The sequence below is a fragment of the Curvibacter microcysteis genome (genome assembly GCF_028649455.1).
Classification (GTDB): Bacteria; Pseudomonadota; Gammaproteobacteria; order Burkholderiales; family Burkholderiaceae_C; genus Curvibacter; species Curvibacter microcysteis.
Map to the genome: position 1 here is coordinate 17,807 of NZ_JAQSIO010000001.1, position 26,572 is coordinate 44,378.

Below are 26,572 nucleotides of genomic sequence, written 5' to 3' on the forward strand. Positions count from 1 at the left end.
CTCAGTAGGTCTCCAGGTGCAGGCGACCGCCCTGGCGCAAGGCCGGGCCCAGGGTGTCCCAGGACAGGCCGGCCTGTTGGGCCACATCCCGCAGCGCCAGCACCACGCCCTCTTCCATGCTCTTGAGGCCGCAGACATAGAAGAAGGTGTTGGGGTCGGCCAGCAGCGGGGCCAGGTCGGCGGCGCGCTGGCGGATCAGGTCCTGCACATAGGTCTTGGGGCTCTGAGGCTGGCGCGAGAAAGCGAAGTTGGTGTCGATGAAGTCCTTGGGCAGGTTCTGCAGCGGGCCGAAGTACGGCAGCTCTTCGGGCGTGCGGGCGCCGAAGAACAGCATCAACTTGCCCCCCTCGAACTTGCCCGACTGGCGCAGGCGGCGACGCCATTCGGTCATCGCTCGCATGGGCGCGCTGCCGGTACCGGTGCAGATCATCACGATGTTCGAACGCGGGTGGTTGGGCATCAGGAAGCTGGCGCCAAAGGGGCCAATCACCTGCACTTTGTCACCCACCTGCAGGTCGCACATGTAGTTGCTGGCCACGCCGCGCACGGCCTGACCTTGCGGGTCCTGCAGCACGCGCTTGATGGTCAGGGAGAGGTTGTTGTAGCCGGGCCGCTCGCCGTTGCGCGGGCTGGCGATGCTGTACTGACGCGCATGGTGGGGTCGGCCTTGGGCGTCCACGCCCGGGGGCAAGATGCCAATCGACTGGCCTTCGAGCACCGGGAAGGGCATCTGGCCAAAGTCCAGCACCACATGGTGGGTGTCGTAGTCGCGCCCCGCTTCGGTGACGCGCACATTGCCCACCACGGTGGCGGTGACGAACTTCTCGGCCGCCTTGGGGCCGTAGAGGTTGGTGTAGGCGTGGGCCGCCGACCACGGCGGCACGGTGGCGCCGAATTGGGCGCTGTTGAAGCGTTCGCCTTCAGGCGCACTGATGGCTTGAGGCGTCGGTACGGGCTCGGCCGCGGGCGCGCCGCCACCGGCGGCGGCGAGCTGCTCGGGGCTCAACTCGGCGGGCAGGCTGTCCCAGGTCAGCTGCACCTCGGGTGAATAGGCCAGTTGGCGCGGCATGTCGCGCCAGTTGTCGATCGAGCCGGTGGGGCACGGCGGCACACAGGCCATGCAGAGGTTGCACTTGTCGGCATCGACCACGTAATTGCGCGAATCGTGCGTGATGGCCCCCACCGGGCAGGTGGCCTCACAGGTGTTGCAGCGGATGCAGATCTCGGGGTCGATCAGGTGCTGGCGGATGACTTGGGGTTCGCTCAGGTCCATGGCTTGTCTCGACGGGGTAAGTGGGGCTTGAAGGCTAGGGTCAAGGGAAACGGGGAGGCTGACAAGCGGGTTCACCCGGGTGCGGGCCCGCCGCAGCGGGCCCGGGGCGGATCACCCACCACCTGGAAGGCAGGGCGTGACCCGCAGCGCACGACTGTGGTGGTCACCTCCAGCCGCCGCCGGGCCGCCCCAAGGCGGCTGGGGGCCCCTTGGGGCTGAGCCCTGCGGCTCCAGGCCTGCCTGCGCAGGCCTGGACAAGGCGAAGGGCGTGCGCGTCTCGCGCCCGCGACCAGGGAGTGACACGCAGTGCACGACCGTGGGGGCTCAATTGAACCGGACGTACTCAAAATCCACGGGCTGGCGGTTGATGCCCATGACCGGGGGAGCAATCCAGTTGGCGAACTTGCCGGTGTCGGTGACGCGGCCCATCAGGCTGGCCACGAAAGCGCGGTCTTCGGCCGAGGGCAGCCAGTCGTTCTTCTTGGCTTGCCATTCGGCTTCGGACACCACGCGGCCTTCGGGCGTGAGCTTGAGGCCGGCCAGGGCACCGATGTTGCGGTGGAAGGCCTTGTGCGGCACGGTCAGGCGGAACGGAATGCCGTTCTTTTCGATGACCTTGTTCCAGCGTTCCACGCCACCGATGGAGTCCTTGATGTAGTCGTCGCGCAGCACCTCGTTCAAGGCGTTGAGCATGGGGACTTCCTTCTCCACCAGTTGGCCGTTTTGCACGTTGAGCACCTTGTAGCTCTGGCCCTTGAGCTGGTGGTCATCCATGCGCTTGCCTTCTTCATAACGGCCCTTGAGGCCGGTGCTGTAGAAGGTGGCGGCGTTGCTGGATTCGTCGGCGCCAAACAGGTCGATGGTGACGCTGAAGTGGAAGTTCAGGTAACGCTGCAAGGTGGGCAGGTCGATCACGCCAGCGGCGCGCAGCTTGGCCGGGTCGTCGGTCTTCAACTCGTTCATGACCTGGCAGGTGCGCTGGATGACGCGGCTCACGCCCGACTCGCCCACGAACATGTGGTGGGCTTCCTCGGTCAGCATGAACTTGGTGGTGCGGGCCAAGGGGTCGAAGCTGGACTCGGCCAGGGCGCACAACTGGAACTTGCCGTCGCGGTCGGTGAAGTAGGTGAACATGAAGAAGCTCAACCAGTCCGGCGTGGGCTCGTTGAAGGCTTGCAGGATGCGGGGGTTGTCTTCCTGGCCGCTGCGGCGTTCCAGCAGCGCTTCGCCTTCCTCGCGGCCGTCGCGGCCGAAGTACTTGTGCAGCAGGTAGACCATGGCCCACAGGTGGCGGCCTTCTTCAACGTTGACCTGGAACAGGTTGCGCAGGTCGTACTGGCTGGGCGCGGTCAGGCCCAGGTGGCGTTGCTGCTCGACCGAGGCCGGCTCGGTGTCGCCCTGGGTGACGATGATGCGGCGCAGGTTGGCACGGTACTCGCCGGGCACGTCCTGCCAGGCGTTTTCGCCCTTGTGGTCACCGAAGTGGATCTTGCGGTCTTGCTCGGCCGGGTTGAGGAAGATGCCCCAGCGGTAGTCGGGCATTTTGACGTGGCCAAACTGGGCCCAGCCTTGCGGGTCGACGCTGACCGCCGTGCGCAGGTAGACGTCAAAGCCGTGGCTGCCGTCTGGGCCCATGTCGTTCCACCAGTCCAGGTAGTTGGGCTGCCACTGCTCCAGCGCGCGCTTCAGGGTGCGGTCTTCGGCCAGGTTGACGTTGTTGGGGATCTTTTCGCTGTAGTCGATGCTGGACATGGATGTCTCCGTGATAAGACGAATTTCGGTGGAAGAACTGGGGTTGCGGCGCGCCACCCTGATCCGCGCCGCACAACCTGGTGTCAGTGGATGACGGCGCCGCTCACACGCGGTTCCAGTCGAAGGCGGCTTTGTTGCCCTTGCCGTAGACCTTGAGGGCGCCGTGTTCGCCGACCGCATTGGGGCGCTGGAAGATCCAGTTCTGCCAGGCAGTGAGGCGGCCGAAGATGCGGGTGAACATGTTCTCGGGCCCGTTGAAGCGCAGGTTGGCTTCCATGCCGGTCAGCGCATCGGGCGACATGGCCACGCGCTCTTCGATCACGATGCGGACCTCGTCGGCCCAGTCGATGTCGTCGGGGTTCAGCGTGACCAGGCCCAGCGCGTAGGCGGCATCGGCGTCGAGCGGCTGGCCGGCTGCGGCGCGCACGGCTTCCAGCGGGGCCGTTTCGTCATAGAAGCGGCGGCCCAGGCGGCTTTGGCCGGTGACCATGGGGTAGAAGCCGAAGTTGGTCTCGCCCACGGTGATCTTGGGGGCGCGCGCTTCGTCGTCGGGCAGGGCCAGGTGGTAGCTGCGGTCGCAGGCCAGGGCCAGCTCCAGGAAGCTGCCGGCAAAGCAGGAGCCGGGCTCGATCAGCGCAAACAGGCTGCGGCTGGACACATCAAGGCGGCTGAAGGTGCGACGCAGCAGGCCGATGGTTTCACGCACCAGCCAGTGCTGGGCGTGGGCCACGAGCACCGCGTCCATGGCCAGCACGGCTGCGGCGTCGCCCTGGGTGGTGATCAGCCAGGTGCCGATGTCGAGTTCATTGGTGCGCATGGACAAGATGGCGTCTTCCAGCTCGCGCGCCAGGGCCAACGGGTACCAGTCGGCGCCGGCGGCCTCGATGGCCGCCACATCGCCGGGCTGGGCACCGGTGGGGGCTTTGACCACGAAGGTGGCGGTGCGCTTGCTGCGGTCGATGTTCACGCTGACGTGTGAATAGTGCAGCGCATCGGCCTCGACCGTGCGTTGCAGCGGGGTCAGCGTGACGCCACGGCCATCGGCGGGGCGGTCGCTCTTTTCGGCCAGTTGCAAGGCGCGCTCGCGCACCTTCTGGGCAAACACCGCGGGCTTGGCGATGTCGTCGACCAGGCGCCAGTCCTTGGCCTTCTGGCCACGCACGCCTTCGGTGGTGGTGCAGAAGATGTCGGCGAGGTCGTGGCGCACATGGCGCTTGTCGGTGACGCGGGTCAAGCCGCCGGTGCCGGGAAGCACGCCCAGCAGCGGCACTTCGGGCAGGCTGACCGCGCTGGAGCGGTCGTCGACCAGGATGATCTCGTCGCAAGCCAGGGCCAGTTCATAACCGCCGCCGGCGCAGGCGCCGTTGACGGCGGCCAGGAACTTCAGGCCGCTGTGGGCCGAGGAGTCTTCCAGGCCATTGCGGGTTTCGTTGGTGAATTTGCAGAAGTTGACCTTCCAGCCGTGGCTGGAGACGCCCAGCATGAAGATGTTGGCGCCCGAGCAGAACACCTTCTCCTTGGCGCTGGTGACCACCACGGTGCGCACTTCAGGGTGCTCGAAACGGATGCGGTTGATGGCGTCGTTGAGCTCAATGTCCACGCCCAGGTCGTAGCTGTTGAGCTTGAGCTTGTAGCCCGGGGCCAAGCCGCCGTTCTCGTCGAAATCCGCCGTCAAGGTGGCGATGGCGCCATCGAAGCTGAGCTTCCAGTGCCGGTACTGGGACGGGTGGGTCTGGTAGTCAACGCGGGGGGCGGCGTGGTTCATGGTGTGTCTCCGACGGATGTGGAACGATAGTGCATTTTCCGAAAGTGACTGCAGTTTATTTCATGCAATAAACTGCGTCAAGCAAATGCACTAAATTTCCTATTCGGAGATCACAGCGGCAGCTTCAAGGCCTCCCGCACCTGGGCGCGCAGCAACTCAAAGGTGGCTTGCAAGGGCTGTGAACTGGTGTCCAGGCGCAGGTCGGCCTTGGAGTAAAAGGCCGAGCGGCCCGCCAGGATCTGACGCAAATCCCCCATGGCCTCGGCACTGGCTGCCATCGGCCGCAAGTCCCCCTGGGCGGCGACGCGCTGCATGTGGTCCTCGGGATCCGCCTGCAACCAAACGGTGGTGCAGTGCGAGAGCAGCAAATTGAAGGTGGCGGCGTCCGACACCAGACCGCCCGGCGTGGCAATCACGGCCTCGGGGTAGATCTGAATGGCCTCTTCGAGGGCCCTGCGCTCGTAGCGGCGGTAGGCATTCATGCCATAGAGGCCCTGGATTTCAGAGATGCTGCAACCCGCGAACTTCTCGATCTCCCGGCTCAGCTCGACAAAGGGGTATTCCAGGTCGTCGGCCAGCATCTGACCCAGCGTGGACTTGCCCGCGCCACGCAAGCCCACCAGCGCCACCCTCGGCCAGGCCGCACCCAAAGGCTTGCCGCTGACCCCACCGCCGCCCAACAAATCAGCCACCGCCACCCGCACCCGGCGCAGCGTGGCCTCGTCGCAGTGGGCCAGCAGTTCACGGATCAGCACCCATTCGGGCGAGGACGCAGTGACATCCCCAATCAGCTCGGCCATGGAGCACTGCAGTGCAGCGGCCACCTGCTGCAACACCAGGAAGGATGCATTGCCGGTGCCGTATTCGAGGTTGGCCAAATGGCGCTCGGACACATCGGCCGCCAAGGCCACGGCCTTGCGCGTCATGCCGCGGCGCGCGCGCAGGGCGCGCACCCGCTCGCCCAGAGCCACCAAGGAGGCATGGCGCTCCTCAGCCTCGGCAGCAGGCCCGGCAGAAACAGGGTTGAGGGATTCTTGCATGTTGATGCTACGGGGAAACCCGGTGATATGAACTATATTGCTTGACGACGGGATGGGGTGGCATTAGCCTTCGCAACATGCACAATACTTCACCACCCCAGGACACGCAAGCCTGCGTGTCAAACGGAGGCCCGACTGTGTCACAAAACACCTTCCGCCAAAACCTCGCGCGCGTGACCGCCGAGATCGGCCAGCGCCCGCTGGACGCGGCCCTGGACCAGTGGCTCAATGCCGAGCACGGCGCAGGCAGCGCCAGCTACCAGGCGCTGCGCGCCGACTGCCTGCGCGGCGTGGCCGAAGGCTGGCTGTGCGAGCGCGAAGGCGGCGGTATCCGCTACGGGCGTATTTTCAAGCCGGCCGAAGACCTGCACGGGTTTTCGGTCGATGTGGTGGACATGCAAGACATCGCCGGCCCCCACCACAGCCACCCGCTGGGCGAGATCGACCTGATCCTGCCCATCGAAGGGGAGGCCTTGTTTGACGGCCGCCCCGCCGGCTGGCTGGTCTGCCCGCCCGGCAGCGCCCACCGCCCCACCGTGAGCCAGGGCCGCGCCCTGGTTTTGTACCTGCTGCCCGAAGGCCGCATCGACTTCACCCGAAACACCCCCACAAAGGCCGACGCATGAGCACGATCGAACTGCTGCCCAACCACCTGGGCGGTCAATGGCACCACGGCCAAGGCGCCGGCAGCACCTTGCTGGACCCGGTGCTGGGCACGCCCCTGGTGCGCGTGGACGCCACCGGCCTGGACCTCGCCGCGGGCTTTGCCCACGCCCGCCAACACGCCGGCCCGGCGCTGCGCGCGCTGAGCTATGCACAACGTGCTGACCTGCTGGCCCGGGCGGCCCAGGTGCTGCAATCCCACCGCGACGACTACTACGCGATCGCCACCGCCAACAGCGGCACGGTGAAGAACGACTCGGCGGTCGACATCGACGGCGGCCTCTTCACACTGAGCACCTACGCCAAGCTGGGCCAGAGCCTGGGCGAGCGCCACCACCTGCTGGACGGCGAGAGCGTGCGCCTGGGCAAGGACCCGCTGTTCCAGTCGCAACACATCCTGAGCCCCATCCGCGGCCTGGCCTTGTTCATCAACGCCTTCAACTTCCCCAGCTGGGGCTTGTGGGAGAAGGCCGCCCCGGCGCTGCTGTCGGGGGTGCCGGTGGTGGTCAAGCCCGCCACCGCCACCGCCTGGCTGACCCAGCGCATGGTGCAGGACGTGGTCAACGCAGGCATCTTCCCGCCCGGGGCGCTGTCGGTGGTGTGCGGCAGCTCGGCCGGGCTGCTGGACGCCCTGACCCCGTTTGACGTGCTGAGCTTCACCGGCTCGGCCGACACCGCTGGGGTGATCCGCCGCCATGCCGCGCTGGCCGAGCGCTCGGTGCGCAGCAACATCGAGGCCGACAGCGTCAACTCGGCCCTGCTGCTGCCCGACGCGGGCGACGAGGCGCTGGACCTGCTGGCCAAGGAAGTGGCCCGCGAGATGACCGTCAAGTCGGGTCAGAAGTGCACCGCCATCCGCCGCGTGTTCGTGCCCGACGCGCTGTACGAACGGGCCGCTCAGGCCATCAGCGCCCGCCTGGCCAAAACCACGGTGGGCAACCCGCGCAACGAGAGCGTGCGCATGGGCGCCCTGGTCAGCCGCAGCCAGTTCGAGGCCGTGCAAGCCGGCCTGGCCCAGCTGCAAACCCAGGCCCAGGTGCTGCACGACGGCGCCCAGCACGCCTTGATCGACGCCGACCCCGCCGTGGCCTGCTGCCTAGGCCCGACCCTGCTGGGCAGCCGCGACGCGGGCCCCGCCGTGCTGCACGACACCGAGGTGTTTGGACCGGTCGCCACCCTGCTGCCCTACGGCACGCTGGCCCAAGGCCTGGACCTGGTGCGCCGGGGCCAAGGCTCGCTGGTGGCCTCGGTCTATGGCCAGGCGGCGGACGCGCTGCGCCACGCGGCACTGGATCTGGCCGACAGCCACGGCCGCGTGCATGTGATCTCGCCCGATGTCGCGGCCCTGCACACCGGCCACGGCAATGTGATGCCCCAGTCCCTGCACGGCGGCCCCGGCCGCGCGGGCGGCGGCGAGGAACTGGGCGGCCTGCGCGCCCTGGGCTTTTACCACCGGCGCAGCGCCATCCAGGCGGCCACGCCGGTGCTGGCTGGCCTCTGACGCCCAAGTCATAGCGGATGGCGCCAGAGAACACCCACAACAAGACCGAAGGAGACAAGCCTTGACCCCCACCCACGCTGTGCCGGCCCCCGGACCGGTCTTCAATTTTGCCCAGCACCTGATCGAGCGCAACGGGCGCCGCGCCGACAAGACGGCCTTCATCGACGACCTGGGCACCCTGAGCTACGGCAGCCTGGCCGAGCGCATCCGGCGCCTGGGTTCGGCCCTGCGCGCCTGCGGTGTGCACCGCGAAGAGCGGGTGCTGCTGCTGATGCACGACTGCAACGACTGGCCCGTGGCCTTCCTGGGCGCGCTGCACGCGGGCATCGTGCCGGTGGCCGTCAACACCTTGCTCACGCCCGACGACTACGCCTACATGCTGGCGCACAGCCGAGCCCAGGCGGTGCTGGTGTCGGCCGCGCTGCTGCCCACGCTGCAGTCGGCGCTGGCCCTGGCCAGCCACGAGGTCAAGAGCGTGATCGTGTCGCGGCCCACGGCGCCGCTGCCCGAGGGCGCAGTCGAGTTCGAGCAGTTCCTGCAACAAGGCCACCCCGCCGCCGCCCCCGCCGCCACGGGACCGGACGACCCCGGTTTCTGGCTCTATTCCTCGGGCTCCACCGGCCGCCCCAAGGGCGCGCTGCACACCCACGCCAACCCCTACTGGACGGCCGAGCTGTACGCCGGCCCGGTGCTGGGCCTGACCGAGCAGGACATCTGCTTCTCGGCCGCCAAGCTGTTCTTTGCCTACGGCCTGGGCAACGCGCTGAGCTTCCCCTTGAGCGTGGGCGCCACCACCGTGCTGATGGCCGAACGGCCCACGCCCGACGCCACCTTCCAGCGCTGGGTGCAGCACCAACCGACCGTGTTCTTTGGCGCGCCCACGGGCTTTGCCGGCATGCTGAGCTCACCCCAGCTGCCCGCGCGCGGCCAAGTGTCGCTGCGCCTGGCCTCCTCGGCCGGCGAGGCCTTGCCGGCCGACATCGGCGAGCGCTTCACGCGCCACTACGGGGTGGAAATCATTGACGGCATCGGCTCCACCGAGATGCTGCACATCTTTTTGTCCAACCGCCCGGGCCAGGTGCGCTACGGCACCACGGGCACGCCGGTGCCCGGCTACGACATCGAGCTGCGCGACGAACAAGGCGGCCCGGTGCCGGAAGGCGAACCGGGCGACCTGTACATCCGCGGCCCATCGGCTGCGCTGATGTACTGGGGCAACCGCGACAAGTCGCGCGACACCTTCCAGGGTGCGTGGACCAAGAGCGGTGACAAGTACGTGAAGAACGCCGACGGCACCTACACCTACTCGGGCCGCAGCGACGACATGCTCAAGGTCAGCGGCATCTACGTGTCACCCTTCGAGGTCGAAGCCACGCTGGTGCAGCACAGCGCGGTGCTGGAGGCCGCCGTCATTGGCGTGGCCGACGCGGAGGGCCTGACCAAGACCAAGGCCTTTGTGGTGCTGCGCCCCGGCGCCAGCGCGGACGAGGCCGAACTCAAGGCCTTTGTGAAAGACCGGCTCGCGCCCTACAAGTACCCGCGCCAGATCGAGTTCCTGGCCGAGCTGCCCAAGACCGCCACCGGCAAGATCCAGCGCTTCAAGCTGCGCGACCGCGAGCGGGCTGCCGCATGAGCCCCGCCCTGCCGCCCCCGGAGCACCTGGCCCTGCGTTGGCGCGAGCGCACGGTGCAGATCGAGTACCAATGGCTGCACCCGGAGCGACAGCAGGTGCCCTTGCTGGTGTTTTTGCACGAGGGCCTGGGGTCGGTGGCCATGTGGAAGGACTTCCCACAGCAGCTCTGCCAGGCCCTGGGCTGGCGGGGCCTGATGTACTCGCGCCCCGGTTATGGCCAGTCCAGCCCGCGCCCCGCGGACGAGCACTGGGGCCCCGACTTCTTGCACCAGCAAGCGCACGAGGTGCTGCCCGCCTTGCTGCAGGCGCTGGACGCCGCCCCGGCCCCTGGCCGCGCGCCGGTTTGGTTGCTGGGCCACAGCGATGGCGGCTCCATCGCCCTGCTCTACGCCAGCCGCCCCGACGCGGGCCTGGGCGGCGCCATCGTGCTGGCCCCGCACATCCTGGTCGAAGCCATTTCGCTGACCAGCATTGAGCAGGCCCGCCAGGCCTACCTGGCGCCCGACAGCCCCCTGCGCGCGGGCTTGGCGCGCTACCACGCCGACGTGGACTCGGCCTTCTGGGGCTGGAACCGCATCTGGCTGGCGCCCGAGTTCCAGCCCTGGAACATTGAAAGTGAACTCGCCCCCATCGCCTGCCCCTTGCTCGCCATCCAGGGCCTGGACGACCCCTATGGCACGCTGGCGCAAATCCGAGGCATTGCCCGCCGCGTCCCCCAGACCCAGTTGCTGGAAATCCCCCACTGCGGCCACTCCCCCCACCGCGACCAGCCCCAAGCCTTGATCACCGCCATTGAGGCGTTTGTGCAAAACCAGTCCGCCCCCCAGGCTTGACCCCGCCCCCACCGCCTTGAGGGCGTAGCGGATGGGTGTCAGGCTAGGCGGACGGAGCGCAGGAACCGGAACGTACTTCCTGCACGTGAGGATCCTGAGCACCGCCCAACGACGCATGGCGCCCATCCGGTAGCCAGCCCCCCAACAGCGGCCTCAAGGGCGTAGCGGATGGGTGTCAGGCTAGGCGGACGGAGCGCAAGGACCGGAACGTACTTCCTGTACGTGAGGATCCTGAGCACCGCCCAACGACGCATGGCGCCCATCCGGTAGCCAGCCCCCAACAGCGGCCTCGAGGGCGTAGCGGATGGGTGTCAGGCTAGGCGGACGGAGCGCAAGGACCGGAACGTACTTCCTGTACGTGAGGATCCTGAGCACCGCCCAACGACGCATGGCGCCCATCCGGTAGCCAGTACACCACCGCGTCGAAGGCGAGGTGGTGCATGAACTCCCTCAGCACCAACAAGCGCGCCGCCAGCCCCCGCCCCCCAGGCCACCCCTCCAAAGACGCCGGCCGACCTTCCGCGACGAGGCACAGCCGGTTGAACACGCGCTCCACCGCCTCCAGGCTCAGCAGCGGCCCCGAGGCGCCCGCCAGCTCAGCGATCTGCGCCCACCCGGGGTCGTGGGCCAGGGCGTGCAAGCGCGAACCCACGGGCAGGCGCGGCACCAGGCGCATCAACGCGTCCTCGACCGTGGCGATGGCCTCTTCCAGTTCGATGGGGCGCGGTGGGTCATGGCGGAAAAAGGTCTTCGCCAGGGCCTCGACCCCGACCGGCCAGGGCAGCACTTGGGCAGCCTCACGGCCGTCGCCAAAAATCACCTGACTGCCTTGTGCGCCCAGGTGCAGCAAGGTCACCAGACCAGACACAGGGCTGCCCGTTGCTGGGGGACGGCCCTGGGCCAGCAACTCGGCATGGCACTGCACCCAGTTGCCAGAGGGTGGCTCGGGCTCGGGCGGTGGCTGGACATCGGTGGCCGCCGGCTCCGGCTCTGCCGGGACCAGAGCCAGCCCCGCGTCCCCCGCCGTCTGCAACAGGGCGCGAAGGTCTTCGCCATCCAGGGAGCGCGCTGCGCCCAAACCGCCCACATGGCGGGCCGCAAGGGGATGGAACCGCACCCAGCGGAAGTCAGCCATCTTGGTCAGCGGCTCGGCCTCGGGAAAGCGGTCCAGGTAGACCTGACGCGCCCGGTTGGCCTCGGGGCTGTCGGCCGCCGGCCAGTCGGCCTGCAACTGCAGACTGACCCGGGCCAGGCCATGCACGGGCTCGCCCGCCTGCTCGGGCTCGGCGATCAGCAGCGAGGCCTCCGGGCGGGCGGCCAAATGCGCGGCATGCGCAGCCAGGCCACTGACCAGGATCACCAGCGCAGGCTGTTGGTGGTCGATGGCATAGGGCACCTGAGACACAAAAGGCGCCCCCGCATCGGTGCAGGTGCCCAGGGCGGCCACGCGGCGCTCGGTCAGCAAACGGCGCAAGGCCAAGTCGAGTCGGGATTCGTGGGTCATGTCAGGGCTTGCTGGGGCCGCTCAGGCACGGGCCTCGCAGGGTGGTCAACGTGGGAGGGTTCAGCGCTCCGGGTGCGGATGGTGGTGGTTGGCCAGGGCCGCATCGTCATGGCCCAAGGCTGTGGCGCGGCGCCGGTTCACATGGTAGGCCGTCACCACCTGGTGGGCCACCATGTCCAGCGACGGTCGGGTGTTGCCCTGTTTGTCGGTCCAGACGCGTGGCGTCAAGCTGCCCGACAAGGCCACCGAGTCGCCATCGCCCAGCGCCAACAAGCCTTCAACCACCTCGGCCTCAAAGGCGATCACATTGACAAACAGGTTCTCGCCCTCGCTGGAGGTGGCGCGCACCCGGGCCACGGCAAAGGGTTGGTTGTGCCGGTCCATTCGGGACTCGGCGGCGCCGTGCAGGCGCCCAGAAATCAATCCATCAATCATCGTCGAACGCTTTCTTTTCATGCGGCCGGCGCGTGCCAACGGCCCACGGACCGGCCTGGGGCTCCCCGGACGGGCATCACCGTCCGCCCCCCTGCCAAAGGTGTAGCTTACAGAGGCGCCCGGGGGCGGGAGCGCCGATGGCCACAAATCCTTATTTTGACGGACGACCTCACGGGTCTGGCACAATCCCGGCCTGCCCGAGCCACCCCCGTCGCTCAGGCTGCGGCCCGGTTGCTTCGGGCCGCCTGAGGCGGCACTTTCTCGCCGCCGTTCCCCCCACAGCCTCTGGATATACACCATGAACCGCTGCTCTTCATTGCCCCGCCGCCGCTGTTTGGCGGGCCTGTGCCTGCTGCTGGCCAGCGCCACCGGCACCGCCCTGGCCCAGGTGCGCGACTTCCCGGCCGCCGCCCTGCGCGGCACCCTGGTCGTGACCCAACCCCCGATCGTGCTGATGGATGGGGTGCAAACCCGGCTCTCCCCGGGCGCGCGCATCCGCAATGCCGAGAACCTGATGGTGCTGTCGGCCAGTGTGCTGAATCAAAGCCTGACGGTGAACTACACCCGCGACACCCACGGCCTGGTGCACGAGGTCTGGATCCTGACCGCGGCCGAAGCCTCGCTCAAGCGTGGCACGGCCGCCCCCAGCAGCAACCTCGTCACCGAGCAGAAATAAGCCGGTCGCGCCCCCGCCGGCCAGCCCCGACACCCCACAGCGGGCGCCGCCCCAGGTGCGGCCCCACCCCTGTATTTCGACGGAATTCGCCATGAGCAAAAAAGTCTTCATCAAAACCTTTGGCTGCCAGATGAACGAGTACGACTCGGACAAGATGGCCGACGTGCTGGGCGCCGCCCAGGGCTACGAGCCCACGCAGAACGTGGACGAGGCCGACCTGATCCTGTTCAACACCTGCTCGGTGCGCGAAAAGGCGCAAGAAAAAGTGTTCTCTGACCTGGGCCGGGTGCAGCACCTGAAGAAAAAAGGCGTGCTGATTGGCGTGGGCGGCTGCGTGGCCAGCCAGGAAGGCGCCGAGATCATCAAGCGCGCGCCCTATGTGGACGTGGTGTTTGGCCCGCAAACCCTGCACCGCCTGCCCGAGATGCTGCAAGCGCGCCAGCGCCTGGAGCGCCCGCAGGTGGACATCAGCTTCCCCGAGATCGAGAAGTTCGACCACCTGCCGCCGGCGCGCGTGGAAGGCGTGACCGCTTTTGTCTCGATCATGGAAGGCTGCTCCAAGTACTGCAGCTACTGCGTGGTGCCCTACACCCGCGGTGAAGAAGTGAGTCGCCCCTTCGAGGACGTGCTGGTCGAGGTCGCCGGTCTGGCCGACCAGGGCGTGCGCGAGGTCACGCTGCTGGGGCAGAACGTGAACGCCTACCGCGGCAAGATGGGCGACACCGCTGAGATCGCCGACTTCGCGCTGCTGATCGAGTACATCGCCGACATCCCCGGCATCGAGCGCATCCGCTACACCACCAGCCACCCCAATGAGTTCACGCCGCGCCTGATCGAGGCCTATGCCCGGGTGCCCAAGCTGGTCAGCCACCTGCACCTGCCGGTGCAGCACGGCAGCGACCGCATCCTGATGGCCATGAAGCGCGGCTACACCGCCATGGAATACAAGAGCACGATCCGCAAGCTGCGCGCCATCCGGCCCGAGATGGCCATGAGCAGCGACTTCATCGTGGGCTTCCCCGGCGAGACCGAGGAAGACTTCGGCAAGATGATGAAGCTGATCGAAGACATCGGCTACGACACCTCGTTCAGCTTCATCTTCAGCCCGCGCCCGGGCACGCCGGCGGCCAACCTGAGCGACGACACACCGCACGAGGTCAAGCTCAAGCGCCTGCAGCACCTGCAAGCGGTGATCGAGGCCAACGTCAAGCGCATCGGCGAGAGCCGTGTGGGCACGGTGCAGCGCATCCTGGTCGAAGGCCCGTCGCGCAAGTCCACCCCCGAGGCGCCCGAGCTGATGGGCCGCACCGAATGCAACCGGGTGCTGAACTTCCCGGCCGGCCCGCAGGGCAGCCGCCTGGTGGGCCAGATGGTCGACGTGGCCGTGACCCAGTCGCTGGGCCACGCACTCAAGGGCGAACTGCGCCTGCGCGAAACCAGCCTGGCCTGAGCACGGGGCGAAAAAAAAGCGCTCCCTCGGGAGCGCTGATTCGGTTCACCGGCCGCGGCCGGGTCAGAACGGCATCTTGGGCATGCCCTTCATGCCGCCCATGCGCTTCATCATCTTCATGAGGCCGCCGCCCTTCATCTTCTTCATCATGGTCTGCATCTGGTCAAACTCGTTGAGCAGGCGGTTGACCTCCTGCACCTGCACGCCGGCGCCGCTGGCAATGCGGCGCTTGCGCGTGGCCTTGATCAGCTCGGGCTTGCGGCGCTCGAGGGCGGTCATGCTGCAGATGATGCCTTCCTTGCGGCGGATGTCGCGTTCGGCCTTGTCCATGTCCATCTGACCGGCCTTGGCCGAGAGCTGGGCCGGCAGCTTGTCCATCAGGCTGGACAGGCCGCCCATTTGCTTCATTTGCTGGATCTGGGCCAGGAAGTCGTTGAGGTCAAAGCCGTCGCCACTCTTGACCTTGGCGGCCAGGCGCTGCGCGGCCTCGATGTCGACACCGGCCGTGACCTGCTCGACCAGGGCCACGATGTCGCCCATGCCCAGGATGCGGCCTGCGTGGCGCTCGGCGTCGAACACCTCCAGGCCGTCGATTTTTTCGGACACCCCCGCGAACTTGATCGGTGCACCGGTGATCTGGCGCACCGACAGGGCCGCACCGCCGCGCGAGTCGCCATCCAGCTTGGTCAGCACGATGCCGGTCAGCGGCAGGGCCTCCTTGAAGGCCTTGGCGGTGTTGATCGCGTCCTGGCCCTGCATGGCGTCGACCACGAACAGGGTTTCGATGGGCTTGAGCGCGGCATGCAGTTGCTTGATTTCGGTCATCAAGACCTCGTCAATGGCCAGGCGGCCCGCCGTGTCGACCAGCAGCACGTCAAAAAAGTGCTTCTTGGCGTAGTCCAAAGCCGCATGGGCGATGTCCAGCGGCTTCTGGTCGGGCGAGCTGGGGAACCACTCGGCGCCGGCCTGGGCGGTGACGGTCTTGAGCTGTTCGATGGCCGCCGGGCGGTACACGTCGCCCGATACGGTCAGCACTTTCTTCTTGCGCTTCTCGATCAGGTGCTTGGCCAGCTTGGCCGTGGTGGTGGTCTTGCCCGCGCCCTGCAGGCCGGCCATCAGGATGACGGCGGGCGGCTGGGTGGCCAGGTTCAGGTCGGCCACGCCTTCACCCATGGTGGCGGCGAGTTCGCGGTTGACGATGCCCACCAGGGCCTGGCCCGGCTTGAGCGAGCCCAGCACGTCTTGGCCCAGGGCCTTGTCTTTCACCCGCGCAATGAAGTCGCGCACCACCGGCAGGGCCACGTCGGCCTCCAGCAAGGCCATGCGGACTTCGCGCAGCATGTCGGCCACATTCGACTCGGTGATGCGGGCCTGGCCACTCATCTGCTTGACGAGGCGGGAAAGTTTGTCGGTAAGGGCGGAGGCCATGTGAGATGTTCCGTGAAGGGTTGAGCGGGCTGGGCCAGCAAGGCCAAGGCCTTGCAAAGACGGCGGGCAGCGCGCCGGGCACCCGGGTGCAAGACGCTAAACTGTGACACATGATTTTATCCAGTGCGTCCACCGGTCAAGTGATGCTCGGCGTGGCCGCCGCCGCTGCCTATGCCGTGCCCGCGCTTCGGGCGGCCCGCAGCCACCCCCTGGCCGTGCGTTGCGCCCTGTTGGTCGCGTGGTTCTTGCACGCCCTGCTGCTGGTGCTGGGCCTGGTCGGCGACACGCCCCGCTTTGGTTTTGCCCCGGCGCTGTCCGTCACCGCCTGGCTGGTGCTGACGGTGTATGGCGTCGAAAGCCGGCTGTTCCCTCAATTGCAGGCGCGCTGGGCGCTGGCCGGACTGGGCGCGCTGGCCGTGGTGCTGGCTTTGCTGTTCCCGGGCCAGCCCCTGCATGTGGCGGCCTCGCCCTGGTTGCCCCTGCACTGGGCGCTGGGCATCGCCTCCTATGGTCTGTTTGGGGCCGCTGTGGTGCACGCCTGGCTGATGACGCGTGCCGAGCAACGCATTCGCCAGGCCGCCGACCCCCACAGCGGCGTGCCTTTGCTGACGCTGGAGCGGCTCACCTTCCGCTTTGTCAGTGCCGGCTTCGTGCTGCTCAGCGCCACCTTGCTGGCCGGCTGGCTGTTCGGCGAGACCCTGTACGGCCGGGCCTGGAAATGGGACCACAAATCGGTGTTCTCGGTGCTGTCCTGGCTGGCTTTTGCCACCTTGCTGCTGGGCCGGGCCCGCTTTGGCTGGCGCGGCAAGCGGGCCCTGCGCATGCTCTACATCGGCACAGGCCTCTTGCTGCTGGCCTATGTGGGTTCGCGCTTTGTGCTGGAGGTCTTGCTGACCCGTGGAGGGACGGCATGAAATACCTGACCGTGATCGCCATTGCGCTGGGCGTGTACTGGTTCTGGCGCCAGGGCCGCCTGGCCGACAAGGCCGAGCGTGAGCGCACGGCCCAGCGCCCGCCCATGCCCCGGGGGGCCACACCGCCCCAGGACATGGTGGCCTGCGAGGTCTGTGGCCTGCACCTGCCGCGCAGCGACGCACTGGCCGACGGCCCGGGCGGCAGCGCCCCGTTTTACTGCAGCCCGGAGCACCGCCGGAGCCGCCGCGGCTGATGCACCCCAGCGACACCCCGTCGCCGTCGTGGTTCAGCCCTCTGGTTCTGGACGACCCCGAGTTGTTCTCGGACCTGCGCACCCCTTCGCGCCTGTGGCATGGCTTCCTCACTGCACGCCTGATGCTGGCGCTGGCCATCCTGGCCTTGCAGCTGTTGGGCACCTTGCTGTCGCAGCCCCTGAACATCGGCCTCTTGCTGTTGGGCCTGGCCTACCTGGGCGCCACTTTGAGCAGCCGGCTGCTGGCCTCAGACCGCCCACCGACCCCGGTGCTGGGCCCCCACTGGCTGCCCACCATCGGCATGGACTTGCTGGTGTTTTCCTTGCTGCAGTGGTGGCAACCGGGCAATGTGAACTACACCCCGCTGCTGGGCATGCCGGTGCTGATGGCGGCAGCCCTGGGTTCGCGCCTGCTCACCTTGTCCAGCGCGGCGGCGGGCACCTTGATGCTGCTGGCGCAGGCCGGCCTGCAGCAGCACCTGCCAGGCACCGACGTGGCGGCCCTGTTCCTGCAGGCGGGGCTGACGGGCAGCGGCTACTTTGTCATTGGCCTGCTGGTGTTTCAGCTGGCGCAGCGCCTGGCCCGAGAGGAAAGGCTCTCGCACCGCAACCGCATGGCGGCCAAAGTGCAGGCGCAGGTGAATGCCCTGGTGATCGACAACCTGCACGATGGCCTGCTGGTCGTCGACGCACGCGAGACGGTGCGCGCCCTGAACCCGGCCGCCCGCGCCTTGCTGGGCCCGCAGGCCTCGGACCTGGCCACGGGTTTTTGGCTGGGCCGCCATGCCGACTGGCAAGCCCTGCTGGACCTGGCCCGAAGAACCTTCCTTGAGCAACAGGCCTTGGTGCAGGACGTCAGCCTGAAACGGCCCGTGCCCGGCACCGCCCAAGTGCACGTCCGCACGCGCCTGACCGCCAGCAGCGACCCGCTGGCCGGCAACCTGTGCGTGATGTTTTTGCAGGACCTGCGCGAATTGGAAGCCCGCTTGCGCACCGAAAAGCTCGCCGCCATGGGCCGCATGTCGGCCGCCATGGCCCACGAAATCCGCAACCCCCTGGCCGCGATCGCCCAGGCCAATGCCTTGTTGGAAGAAGACGTGCAGGACCCGGCCCAGCGCCGCCTGGTGCTGATGGTGCAGCAAAACGCACAGCGCCTGACGCGCATCGTCGAAGACATCCTGGACATCGCGCGCGTGCAACACCAGCAGCCGCAAGCGATGTCCAGCGCGGTGTCCCTGGACGAGCAAGTGGCCCTGAGCTGCCACGACTGGCAACGCCAGGCGCCCGCGCAGCGGGCCTTCAAGCTGGACCTGCAAGCCACAGGCGCCTGGGTTGTGTTTGACAACGACCACCTGCGCCGGGTGCTGGTGAACCTGCTGGACAACGCCTTGCGCTACCAGGGGCCACACAGCGACTCCTTGCAGATCAGCACCCGCTGTGTGCCTAGCGAAGGCGCCTCGCTGCAGGTCTGGAGCGATGGCCCGACCATGGAGGCCAGCGTGGAGCGGCACCTGTTCGAACCCTTTTTCTCTTCTGAGAGCCGCTCCACCGGCCTGGGCCTGTACATCTGCCGCCAGCTCTGCGAGCGCCATGGTGCCCAGATCCACTTCCAACGCGTGGACCAGGACACGGCCCGCGGCGCGCAGCCCGGGAACGCCTTCGTCCTGCGTTTGAACCTGCAGTCCGCCCCCGACGCCCCGTCGCAGCTGAGCTTTGACACAATGGCACGCTGATCACCATGGCAAGCACCGTCTCATCCCCCCTGCCCGCGCCGGCCCACATCCTGGTCGTTGACGACGAGCCCGACCTGCGCACGCTCTACGAGCTGACCCTGCTGCGCGAGGGCTACCGCGTGGAGGCCGCCGCCAGCGTGGCAGAAGCCCGCCGCTGCCTGGACGAGCGCGCCTTCGACGCCGTCATCACCGACATGCGCCTGCCCGACGGCTATGGGCTGGAGCTGCTCAAACTGCTCAAGTCCCTGCAGCGGCCCGAGCGCTGCGTCGTCATGACCGCCTATGGTTCGGCCGAAAACGCGGTCGAAGCCCTCAAAGCCGGCGCGTTTGACTACCTGACCAAGCCTGTGGACCTGAAGCAGTTCCGCACAGTGGTGGCCTCGGCCATCCAGGGCCGCCAAGCCCCCTTGCCGGTGGCCCGTGCGCACAACCCAGCACTGAGTGACAGCCCCACCCCGGTGGCAGGCCAGCAGGCCTTGGAACGCTTGGTGGGTTTGTCCGAGGCCTTGCAAGCCGTCAAGCAACGCATCAGCAAGGTGGCACGCGGCATGGCGCCGATTCTGGTGCGCGGTGAATCAGGCACCGGCAAAGAACTGGTGGCCCAGGCCGTGCACGCCTGCAGCCAGCGCAGCGAAGGCCCCCTGGTCGCGGTGAATTGCGGCGCCATTCCGGAGAACCTGCTGGAGGCCGAATTCTTCGGCGCCCGCAAAGGCTCCTACACCGGCGCCCAGCAAGACCGCGAAGGCTACTTCCAGGCAGCCAGCGGCGGCACCCTGTTCCTGGACGAAATCGGCGACCTGCCGCTGGCCATGCAGTCCAAGCTGCTGCGCGCCATTCAGGAGCGCAGCATCCGCCCACTGGGTTCGACCCAGGAGGTGCCGGTGGACGTGCGCGTCGTCAGCGCCACCCACAAAGACCTGGCCGCCGATGTGCAGGCTGGCCGCTTCCGCCAGGACCTGTACTACCGCCTCAACGTGATCGAGGTCTTGGTGCCGCCCTTGCGCGAGCGCCGCGAAGACCTGCCCGCGCTGTCCCAGGCCCTGCTGGACCGCATCGGCCGCGAATCAGGCCTGCCCACCCCACGCCTGACCCCCGAAGCCCTGGCCCTGCTGCAAACCCACCCCTTGGCCGGCAATGTGCGCGAATTGGAAAACCTGCTGCACCGCGCCGTGGCCTTGAGCGATGGCGAGCACCTGGCCATGGACCAGGCCCTGTGGTTGAGCTGCAGTGCCCCCCCCGACGCGCCAACGCCCCCCAGCGCCGAGCCGCCCATCGTCCACCAGCCCAAGGCCACCGAGGCGCCCCAGGCCCCACCGCCTCTTCCGCCCGATCTGCAGGCCTACCTCGACGAGCAAGAACGGGCCATCCTGGTGCGCGCACTGGAGCTCAGCAACTTCAACCGCACGGCCGCCGCAGGCCGCCTGGGTCTGAGCCTGCGCCAGATCCGCTACCGCATCGAGCGCCTCAACATCCCCATTCCGCAAGACGGTGACGCCCATGAACCCGCCGCCTGAAACCGAGCGGTGGCACCAGGGCTGGTACGACGGCGCCCAGGCCCTGCCCTCACCCAATTTCGGGCCACGCCCGGCCCAGGCCCAGATCGATCTGCTGGTGCTGCATTCCATCAGCCTGCCCCCAGGGGAGTACGGCGGCGATGGCGTGCAACGCCTGTTCACCAACACCCTGGACTGGTCGGAGCACCCGTACTACGAGCAAATCAGGGGCCTGGAAGTATCTGCTCACTTCTTCATACGCCGTGACGGTGCCTTGTGGCAATTTGTCAGCACTGACGAGCGCGCCTGGCATGCCGGACGCTCGCACTACCGGGGTCGCGACAACTGCAACGACGACTCGATAGGCATAGAACTTGAGGGTATAGAAGGAAGCACTTTCACGGTGGCACAATACGCGACCCTGAGCGGGCTGTGCCAGGCGCTTCGGTGCCGTTACCCGATTGCCCATGTGGCCGGACATGAGCACATTGCCCCAGGCCGCAAATGCGATCCTGGCGCCGGTTTTTCCTGGCCCGAGCTGATCCAGCGGCTGGCCTGGCCTTCGGGGATTTTTCCTGCGGGCGTGGCGTCTGAGCCTCAGCCCTGATATTTTTTAACCGGACCTTCGCAGGTCCCCTCCCCCAGTCGACCCCAAGCCGCATGCGGCTTGCCAGCCCAAAACACCGTTTCGGGCTTGGCAGCATGCGCTTTTCCAGCTGGAAAGCCTGATTTTTCGGGCTTCGCCAGAGGGTGCTTTTGGGGTCTGTTCGACCATGAAATCAAAGCCGTGCAAAGTCAAGGGGGTTAGCGCCTTGATACACTACCGGTAGTGTCTTAAACTCTACCGATACCCCAGATGTAGTGTGCAGAGCCACCCAACCGGTAGCGTCTGCACCACCCCGTCCCATGCGATCCAAGTGACTCGCAGCCCCAAAAACAGCGAAAGAAGAGGAATCCATGCAAGTGGCCCAGAACACATCCGCCGCAATCCCGAACAGCCCGGTGCAGCTCGGCGAAACCGCCAGCAACTCGGTGGTCCCTGCCCTGCTCGCGCACTACCAGATCATCCGCCGCAACGGCGCCGTGGTCCCGTTTGAGCCGCAAAAGATCGCCGTGGCGATGATGAAGGCCTTCCTGGCCGTGCACGGCACCCAGGGCGCGGCGTCGGCCAGCGTGCGCGAAGTGGTCGACACCCTGACCCAAGGCGTGGTGCGCGCCCTGGTGCGTTCGCGTCCGGGCGGCGGCACCTTCCCGATCGAAGATGTGCAAGACCAAGTCGAACTGTGCTTGATGCGCGATGGCCACCACGAGATTGCCCGCGCCTACGTGCTGTACCGCGAACGCCGCACCCAAGAGCGTGCCCGCCAAACCGAACAAACCGCCCCCAAGGCCCCTGACCTGCACGTGACCGACAACGGCCACAACAGCACCTTGGACGAAGGCTACCTGCGCTCGCTGATCGAATCCGCCTGCCAAGGCCTGAGCGCTGACGTCAAGCCCGAGCCGATCTTTGCCGAAACCATGCGCAACCTGTACGACGGCGTGCCCATGGAAGAGGTCTACAAAGCGTCGGTGCTGGCCGCTCGCACGCTGATCGAAAAAGACCCCGACTACACCTACGCCACCGCGCGCCTGCTGCTGCACACGATCGCCAAAGAAGTGCTGGGCCGTGAAGTGAGCCCGGCCGAAATGGCCCAAAGCTACGCCAGCTATTTCCCGCAATTCATCAAGAAGGGTGTGGAAAACGAGCTGCTCGACGAGAAGCTGCTGCACTACGACCTGGAGCGCCTGGGCGCCGCCCTGAAGGCCGAACGCGATCTGCAGTTCGACTACCTGGGCCTGCAGACCCTGTATGACCGCTACTTCCTGCACGTGCGCAAGACCCGCATCGAGCTGCCGCAGGCCTTCTTCATGCGCGTGGCCATGGGCCTGGCGCTCAATGAAATCGACCGCGAAGCGCGCGCCATCGAGTTCTACGAAGTGCTGTCTTCGTTCGACTTCATGTCCAGCACCCCCACGCTGTTCAACAGCGGCACGCTGCGTTCGCAGCTGTCCAGCTGCTACCTGACCACCGTGCCTGACGACCTGGACGGCATCTACGAATCCATCAAGGAAAACGCCTTGCTGTCCAAGTTCGCGGGCGGCCTGGGCAATGACTGGACCCGTGTGCGCGCTCTGGGCTCACACATCAAGGGCACCAACGGTGAATCGCAAGGCGTGGTGCCGTTCCTGAAGGTGGTCAACGACACCGCCGTGGCGGTGAACCAGGGCGGCAAGCGCAAGGGCGCGGTCTGCACCTACCTGGAAACCTGGCACTTGGACATCGAAGAGTTCCTGGAGCTGCGCAAGAACACCGGCGATGACCGCCGCCGCACCCACGACATGAACACGGCCAACTGGATCCCCGACCTGTTCATGCGCCGCGTGATGGAAAAGGGCACCTGGACCCTGTTCTCGCCCTCCACCGTGCCCGACCTGCACGACCTGTTCGGTGCGGATTTCGAGAAGGCCTACGTGGCCTACGAACAAAAAGCCGCGCGTGGCGAAATCAAGCCCAGCCGCACCCTGCAAGCCACGGACCTGTGGCGCAAGATGCTGACCATGCTGTTCGAAACCGGCCACCCTTGGATCACTTTCAAGGACGCTTGCAACGTGCGCTCGCCGCAGCAGCACGCTGGCGTGGTGCACTCCTCGAACCTGTGCACCGAAATCACGCTCAACACCAGCGACACCGAAACCGCCGTCTGCAACCTCGGCTCGGTCAACCTGCTGCAGCACATCAAGGACGGCCAGCTCGATCACGAGAAGCTCAAGAAGACCATCAAGGTCGCCATGCGCATGCTCGACAACGTGATCGACATCAACTACTACGCCGTCAAGAAGGCGCGTGATTCGAACCTGCGCCACCGCCCGGTGGGCCTGGGCCTGATGGGCTTCCAGGACAGCCTGTACGAACTGCGCGTGCCTTACGCCTCCCAGGCCGCCGTTGAATTTGCCGACCAGTCGATGGAAGCGATCTGCTACTACGCTTACTGGGCCTCGTCCGAGCTGGCGCGTGAACGCGGCAAGTACTCGAGCTACAAGGGCTCGCTGTGGGACCGTGGCATCTTGCCCTTCGACACCATCGACATGCTGGAAAAGGCCCGTGGTGGCTATGTGGAAGTGGACCGTTCGTCCACGCTGGACTGGGATGCGCTGCGCCAGAAGATTGCCAAGGACGGCATGCGCAATTCCAACTGCGTGGCCATCGCTCCCACGGCCACCATCTCCAACATCATTGGCGTGGATGCCTCCATCGAGCCCAGCTTCGGCAACCTCTCGGTGAAGTCCAATCTGTCGGGTGAATTCACCGTCATCAACAGCTACCTGGTGCGCGACCTCAAGAGCCTGGGCCTGTGGGACGACGTGATGGTCATGGACCTCAAGCACTTCGACGGTTCGCTGCGTCCCATCGACCGCGTGCCGCAAGAAGTGAAGGCCCTGTACTCGACCGCTTTTGAAATCGAAACCACCTGGTTGGTCGAAGCCGCAGCGCGCCGCCAAAAGTGGATCGACCAAGCTCAGTCCTTGAACATCTACATGGCAGGCGCCTCGGGCAAGAAGCTCGACGACACCTACAAGCTGGCCTGGCTGCGAGGCCTGAAGACCACCTACTACCTGCGCACCGTCGGCGCCACACACGCGGAGAAATCCACCGTGGCATCGGGCCGCATGAACTCGGTGTCTTCGGGCAGCGATTCGTCTGCCTCGGCCAGTGCCGCCAAGCCCAGCGCACTGGAGGCTGCAGCTGCCGCCGCCCGTGCTCAGGCCGATGCACTGCCAGCCACGGACATCAAGTTCTGCGCGATTGATGACCCCGGCTGCGAAGCCTGCCAGTAAAGCGTTTTGGACACGCGTTCAGGTCAACCTGGCCGCGTGTCCCACAAGGTGTTGTGACCGTGCAAAGCGAACGCACTGACCGCGCTGTCAGCCGATGCTGCGGGCCTGGCTTTGATCGATGCAATTGCACAACAAACCGCTCATAAACCAAGGCGCCACGCCCATTGGGTACTTTCCAATTTGCATGGCTGCTTTCATAATCCGGACATTGGAAAACTTATGTTGACCTGGGACGAAGAAGTCAAGCCCTCCTCGCAAAATTCACTCGCCGGCGACCTGCAAAACAGCCGCACGGACGCAGCTACGTCTTCCGCATCCAGCGCAGACGATTCGGCCCCCAAGCGCCGCGTGAATGCTGCTGACAAACGCATCATCAACGGCCAAACCGACGTCAATCAACTCGTCCCCTTCAAGTACAAGTGGGCCTGGGAAAAGTACCTGGCCACCTGCGCCAACCACTGGATGCCGCAAGAGGTCAACATGACCCGCGACATCGCTTTGTGGAAAGACCCCAACGGCCTGACCGAAGACGAGCGTCGCATCATCAAGCGCAACCTCGGCTTCTTCGTGACCGCCGACTCGCTGGCCGCCAACAACATCGTGCTGGGCACCTACCGCCACATCACCGCGCCCGAGTGCCGTCAGTTCCTGCTGCGCCAGGCCTTTGAAGAAGCCATCCACACCCACGCCTACCAGTACATCGTGGAGTCGCTGGGCCTGGACGAGAGCGAGATCTTCAACGCCTACAACGAGGTCAAGTCGATCCGTGACAAGGACGAGTTCCTGATCCCCTTCATTGAGGCGATCATGGACCCCAACTTCAAGACCGGCACCACTGAAACCGATCAGACTTTGCTCAAGTCCCTGATCGTGTTTGCCTGCTTGATGGAAGGCCTGTTCTTCTACGTCGGCTTCACCCAGATCCTGGCCCTGGGCCGACAAAACAAGATGACCGGCGCCGCCGAGCAGTACCAGTACATCCTGCGCGACGAGTCCATGCACTGCAATTTCGGCATCGACCTGATCAACCAGTTGAAGCTGGAAAACCCGCAGCTGTGGACAGCTGATTTCAAGAACGAGATCAAGGCCTTGTTCATGAAGGCAGTCGAGCTGGAATACCGCTACGCCGAAGACACCATGCCGCGTGGCGTGCTGGGCCTGAACGCTTCCATGTTCAAGGGTTACCTGCGCTACATCGCCAACCGCCGTGCCACCCAAATCGGGCTGGAGCCGCTCTTCCCCAACGAGGAAAACCCCTTCCCCTGGATGAGCGAAATGATCGACCTGAAGAAAGAGCGCAACTTCTTCGAAACCCGCGTGATTGAATACCAATCGGGCGGTGCGCTCTCCTGGGATTGATCGACGCAACGCCATGGCACACCTGTTCACGCCCACCGACCACACTGCTGCCGCCGATGCGCTGCAGGCTGTGGCGTTGCGCTCCCCTGTTCAGGGCCTTGGGCACGAGCCCAGGGCCCTGAATCGCTTGTCGCGCACCCCAGTGCGGCAAGTGCTCTTTGCAATCCGATCAAGGAGAAAATAATGGCAACTGCGAAAAAACCGGCCGCCAAGAAGGCCGCTGCACCAGCAAAGAAAGCCGCTACCCCCAAGGTAGCCGCACCGGCCAAGAAGGCCGCTGCTCCCGCCAAGAAGGCTGCTGCCCCGGCTAAGAAGGCCGCTGCACCCGCCAAGGCTGCCGCACCTGCGAAAAAGGCCGCTGCGCCCGCCAAGAAGGCCGCCGCTCCTGCCAAGAAGGCTGCTGCACCCGCCAAGGCCGCCACCCCGGCGAAGAAGGCTGCCGCGCCCGCCAAGAAGGCCGCCGCTCCTGCCAAGAAGGCTGCTGCACCGGCCAAGAAGGCCGCCGCGCCTGCCAAGAAGGCTGCTGCACCGGCCAAGAAGGCCGCCGCTCCCGCCAAGAAGGCTGCTGCACCGGCCAATAAGGCCGCTGCACCGGCCAAGAAGGCCGCTGCGCCCGCCAAGAAGGCCGCCGCACCGGCCAAGAAGGCGGCAGCTCCTGCCAAGAAGGCCGCAGCTGCTCCTGCCAAGAAGGCCGCTGCACCCGCCAAGAAAGCTGCTGCGCCCGCCAAGAAGGCTGCAGCTCCCGCCAAGCCGGCTGCCGCGCCTGCCAAAAAGGCCGCTGCCAAGAAGGCCGCTGCCGCCAAGCCTGCAGCTGCCCCTGTGGCCGCTGCACCGGCTGCCCAAACCACGCTCAACCCGCAAGCTGCCTGGCCGTTTCCGACCGGCACCAAGCCCTGAGCCTGACCTGCATCGCCGTCCTCGGCATGCAAAAAAGCCCGATGCCTCACGGCCTCGGGCTTTTTTTATGGGGACAACCCCAGCGCTGTG

The 26,572-nt window shown here is 66.4% G+C and carries 21 protein-coding genes; 14 read left to right on the forward strand and 7 right to left on the reverse strand.

Going from position 1 to position 26,572, the window contains the following annotated elements; genetic code table 11:
* Position 1: 1 nt before the first annotated feature.
* The 4 genes from boxA to PSQ39_RS00105 all read right to left on the reverse strand — a co-directional run bounded on the left by boxA (position 2) and on the right by PSQ39_RS00105 (position 5,830).
* Positions 2-1,273 carry a benzoyl-CoA 2,3-epoxidase subunit BoxA gene (gene boxA, locus PSQ39_RS00090; protein ID WP_273924556.1) on the reverse strand — a complete coding sequence of 424 codons (1,272 nt, stop codon included), beginning with the start codon at positions 1,271-1,273 and terminating at the stop codon, positions 2-4.
* Between the two features lie 324 nt (positions 1,274-1,597).
* Complete coding sequence (boxB, locus tag PSQ39_RS00095) at positions 1,598-3,025, reverse strand: benzoyl-CoA 2,3-epoxidase subunit BoxB (protein WP_273924557.1); 1,428 nt, start codon at positions 3,023-3,025, stop codon at positions 1,598-1,600.
* Between the two features lie 103 nt (positions 3,026-3,128).
* On the reverse strand, positions 3,129-4,790 hold the full coding sequence (gene boxC / locus PSQ39_RS00100; protein ID WP_273924558.1) for a 2,3-epoxybenzoyl-CoA dihydrolase: 1,662 nt from the start codon (positions 4,788-4,790) through the stop codon (positions 3,129-3,131).
* Between the two features lie 110 nt (positions 4,791-4,900).
* Positions 4,901-5,830, reverse strand: a complete 930-nt coding sequence (locus PSQ39_RS00105) for a helix-turn-helix transcriptional regulator (RefSeq protein WP_273924560.1) — start codon at positions 5,828-5,830, stop codon at positions 4,901-4,903.
* Between the two features lie 137 nt (positions 5,831-5,967).
* Here PSQ39_RS00105 and PSQ39_RS00110 point away from each other — a divergent pair, with 137 nt between their 5' ends.
* The 4 genes from PSQ39_RS00110 to PSQ39_RS00125 all read left to right on the forward strand — a co-directional run bounded on the left by PSQ39_RS00110 (position 5,968) and on the right by PSQ39_RS00125 (position 10,460).
* Positions 5,968-6,456, forward strand: a complete 489-nt coding sequence (locus tag PSQ39_RS00110; RefSeq protein WP_273924561.1) for a DUF4863 family protein — start codon at positions 5,968-5,970, stop codon at positions 6,454-6,456.
* Positions 6,453-7,994 (forward strand): 3,4-dehydroadipyl-CoA semialdehyde dehydrogenase, encoded by a 1,542-nt coding sequence (locus PSQ39_RS00115; protein WP_273924562.1) that lies wholly within the window; start codon positions 6,453-6,455, stop codon positions 7,992-7,994. The genes PSQ39_RS00110 and PSQ39_RS00115 overlap by 4 nt, the downstream gene beginning before the upstream one ends.
* Before the next feature lie 61 nt (positions 7,995-8,055).
* Positions 8,056-9,627, forward strand: a complete 1,572-nt coding sequence (locus tag PSQ39_RS00120; protein ID WP_273924563.1) for a benzoate-CoA ligase family protein — start codon at positions 8,056-8,058, stop codon at positions 9,625-9,627.
* Positions 9,624-10,460 carry an alpha/beta fold hydrolase gene (locus PSQ39_RS00125; RefSeq protein ID WP_273924564.1) on the forward strand — a complete coding sequence of 279 codons (837 nt, stop codon included), beginning with the start codon at positions 9,624-9,626 and terminating at the stop codon, positions 10,458-10,460. The genes PSQ39_RS00120 and PSQ39_RS00125 overlap by 4 nt, the downstream gene beginning before the upstream one ends.
* A gap of 316 nt (positions 10,461-10,776) precedes the next feature.
* On the opposite strand, the gene PSQ39_RS00130 is transcribed toward PSQ39_RS00125, so the two are convergent.
* Positions 10,777-11,964 carry a pyridoxamine 5'-phosphate oxidase family protein gene (locus PSQ39_RS00130; protein WP_273924565.1) on the reverse strand — a complete coding sequence of 396 codons (1,188 nt, stop codon included), beginning with the start codon at positions 11,962-11,964 and terminating at the stop codon, positions 10,777-10,779.
* 60 nt (positions 11,965-12,024) lie between these two features.
* Entirely contained in the window at positions 12,025-12,399 is a 375-nt protein-coding gene (locus tag PSQ39_RS00135) for a single-stranded DNA-binding protein (protein ID WP_273924566.1), read from the reverse strand.
* A gap of 298 nt (positions 12,400-12,697) precedes the next feature.
* On the opposite strand from PSQ39_RS00135, the gene PSQ39_RS00140 reads away from it, so the two are divergent.
* Both PSQ39_RS00140 and miaB read left to right on the forward strand, forming a co-directional pair.
* A complete protein-coding gene (locus PSQ39_RS00140; protein WP_273924567.1) occupies positions 12,698-13,075 on the forward strand; it encodes a hypothetical protein in 378 nt (125 codons plus the stop codon).
* A 91-nt stretch (positions 13,076-13,166) separates the two neighbouring features.
* Positions 13,167-14,525, forward strand: coding sequence for a tRNA (N6-isopentenyl adenosine(37)-C2)-methylthiotransferase MiaB (miaB, locus tag PSQ39_RS00145; protein WP_273924568.1), 1,359 nt, complete (start codon positions 13,167-13,169; stop codon positions 14,523-14,525).
* Between the two features lie 63 nt (positions 14,526-14,588).
* On the opposite strand, the gene ffh is transcribed toward miaB, so the two are convergent.
* Positions 14,589-15,953 (reverse strand): signal recognition particle protein, encoded by a 1,365-nt coding sequence (ffh, locus tag PSQ39_RS00150; protein WP_273924569.1) that lies wholly within the window; start codon positions 15,951-15,953, stop codon positions 14,589-14,591.
* 110 nt (positions 15,954-16,063) lie between these two features.
* Here ffh and PSQ39_RS00155 point away from each other — a divergent pair, with 110 nt between their 5' ends.
* From PSQ39_RS00155 to PSQ39_RS00190, 8 genes are all read left to right on the forward strand, one after another.
* A complete protein-coding gene (locus tag PSQ39_RS00155) occupies positions 16,064-16,867 on the forward strand; it encodes a cytochrome C assembly family protein (protein WP_273924570.1) in 804 nt (267 codons plus the stop codon).
* Positions 16,864-17,121, forward strand: a complete 258-nt coding sequence (locus PSQ39_RS00160; RefSeq protein WP_273924571.1) for a PP0621 family protein — start codon at positions 16,864-16,866, stop codon at positions 17,119-17,121. Before PSQ39_RS00155 ends, PSQ39_RS00160 begins: the two co-directional genes overlap by 4 nt.
* The gene (locus PSQ39_RS00165) at positions 17,121-18,854 is read left to right on the forward strand and encodes a sensor histidine kinase (RefSeq protein ID WP_273924572.1); all 1,734 of its coding nucleotides are present in this window, start codon (positions 17,121-17,123) and stop codon (positions 18,852-18,854) included. The genes PSQ39_RS00160 and PSQ39_RS00165 overlap by 1 nt, the downstream gene beginning before the upstream one ends.
* A gap of 5 nt (positions 18,855-18,859) precedes the next feature.
* Positions 18,860-20,368, forward strand: a complete 1,509-nt coding sequence (locus PSQ39_RS00170; protein ID WP_273924573.1) for a sigma-54-dependent transcriptional regulator — start codon at positions 18,860-18,862, stop codon at positions 20,366-20,368.
* Positions 20,352-20,954 carry a 1,6-anhydro-N-acetylmuramyl-L-alanine amidase AmpD gene (gene ampD, locus PSQ39_RS00175; RefSeq protein WP_273924574.1) on the forward strand — a complete coding sequence of 201 codons (603 nt, stop codon included), beginning with the start codon at positions 20,352-20,354 and terminating at the stop codon, positions 20,952-20,954. The genes PSQ39_RS00170 and ampD overlap by 17 nt, the downstream gene beginning before the upstream one ends.
* A 350-nt stretch (positions 20,955-21,304) precedes the next feature.
* Entirely contained in the window at positions 21,305-24,226 is a 2,922-nt protein-coding gene (locus tag PSQ39_RS00180) for a ribonucleoside-diphosphate reductase subunit alpha (RefSeq protein WP_273924575.1), read from the forward strand.
* 219 nt (positions 24,227-24,445) lie between these two features.
* Positions 24,446-25,585: a ribonucleotide-diphosphate reductase subunit beta gene (locus tag PSQ39_RS00185; RefSeq protein ID WP_273924576.1), complete on the forward strand. Its 1,140-nt coding sequence runs from the start codon at positions 24,446-24,448 to the stop codon at positions 25,583-25,585.
* 183 nt (positions 25,586-25,768) lie between these two features.
* A complete protein-coding gene (locus PSQ39_RS00190) occupies positions 25,769-26,482 on the forward strand; it encodes a hypothetical protein (RefSeq protein WP_273924577.1) in 714 nt (237 codons plus the stop codon).
* Positions 26,483-26,572 lie beyond the last annotated feature (90 nt).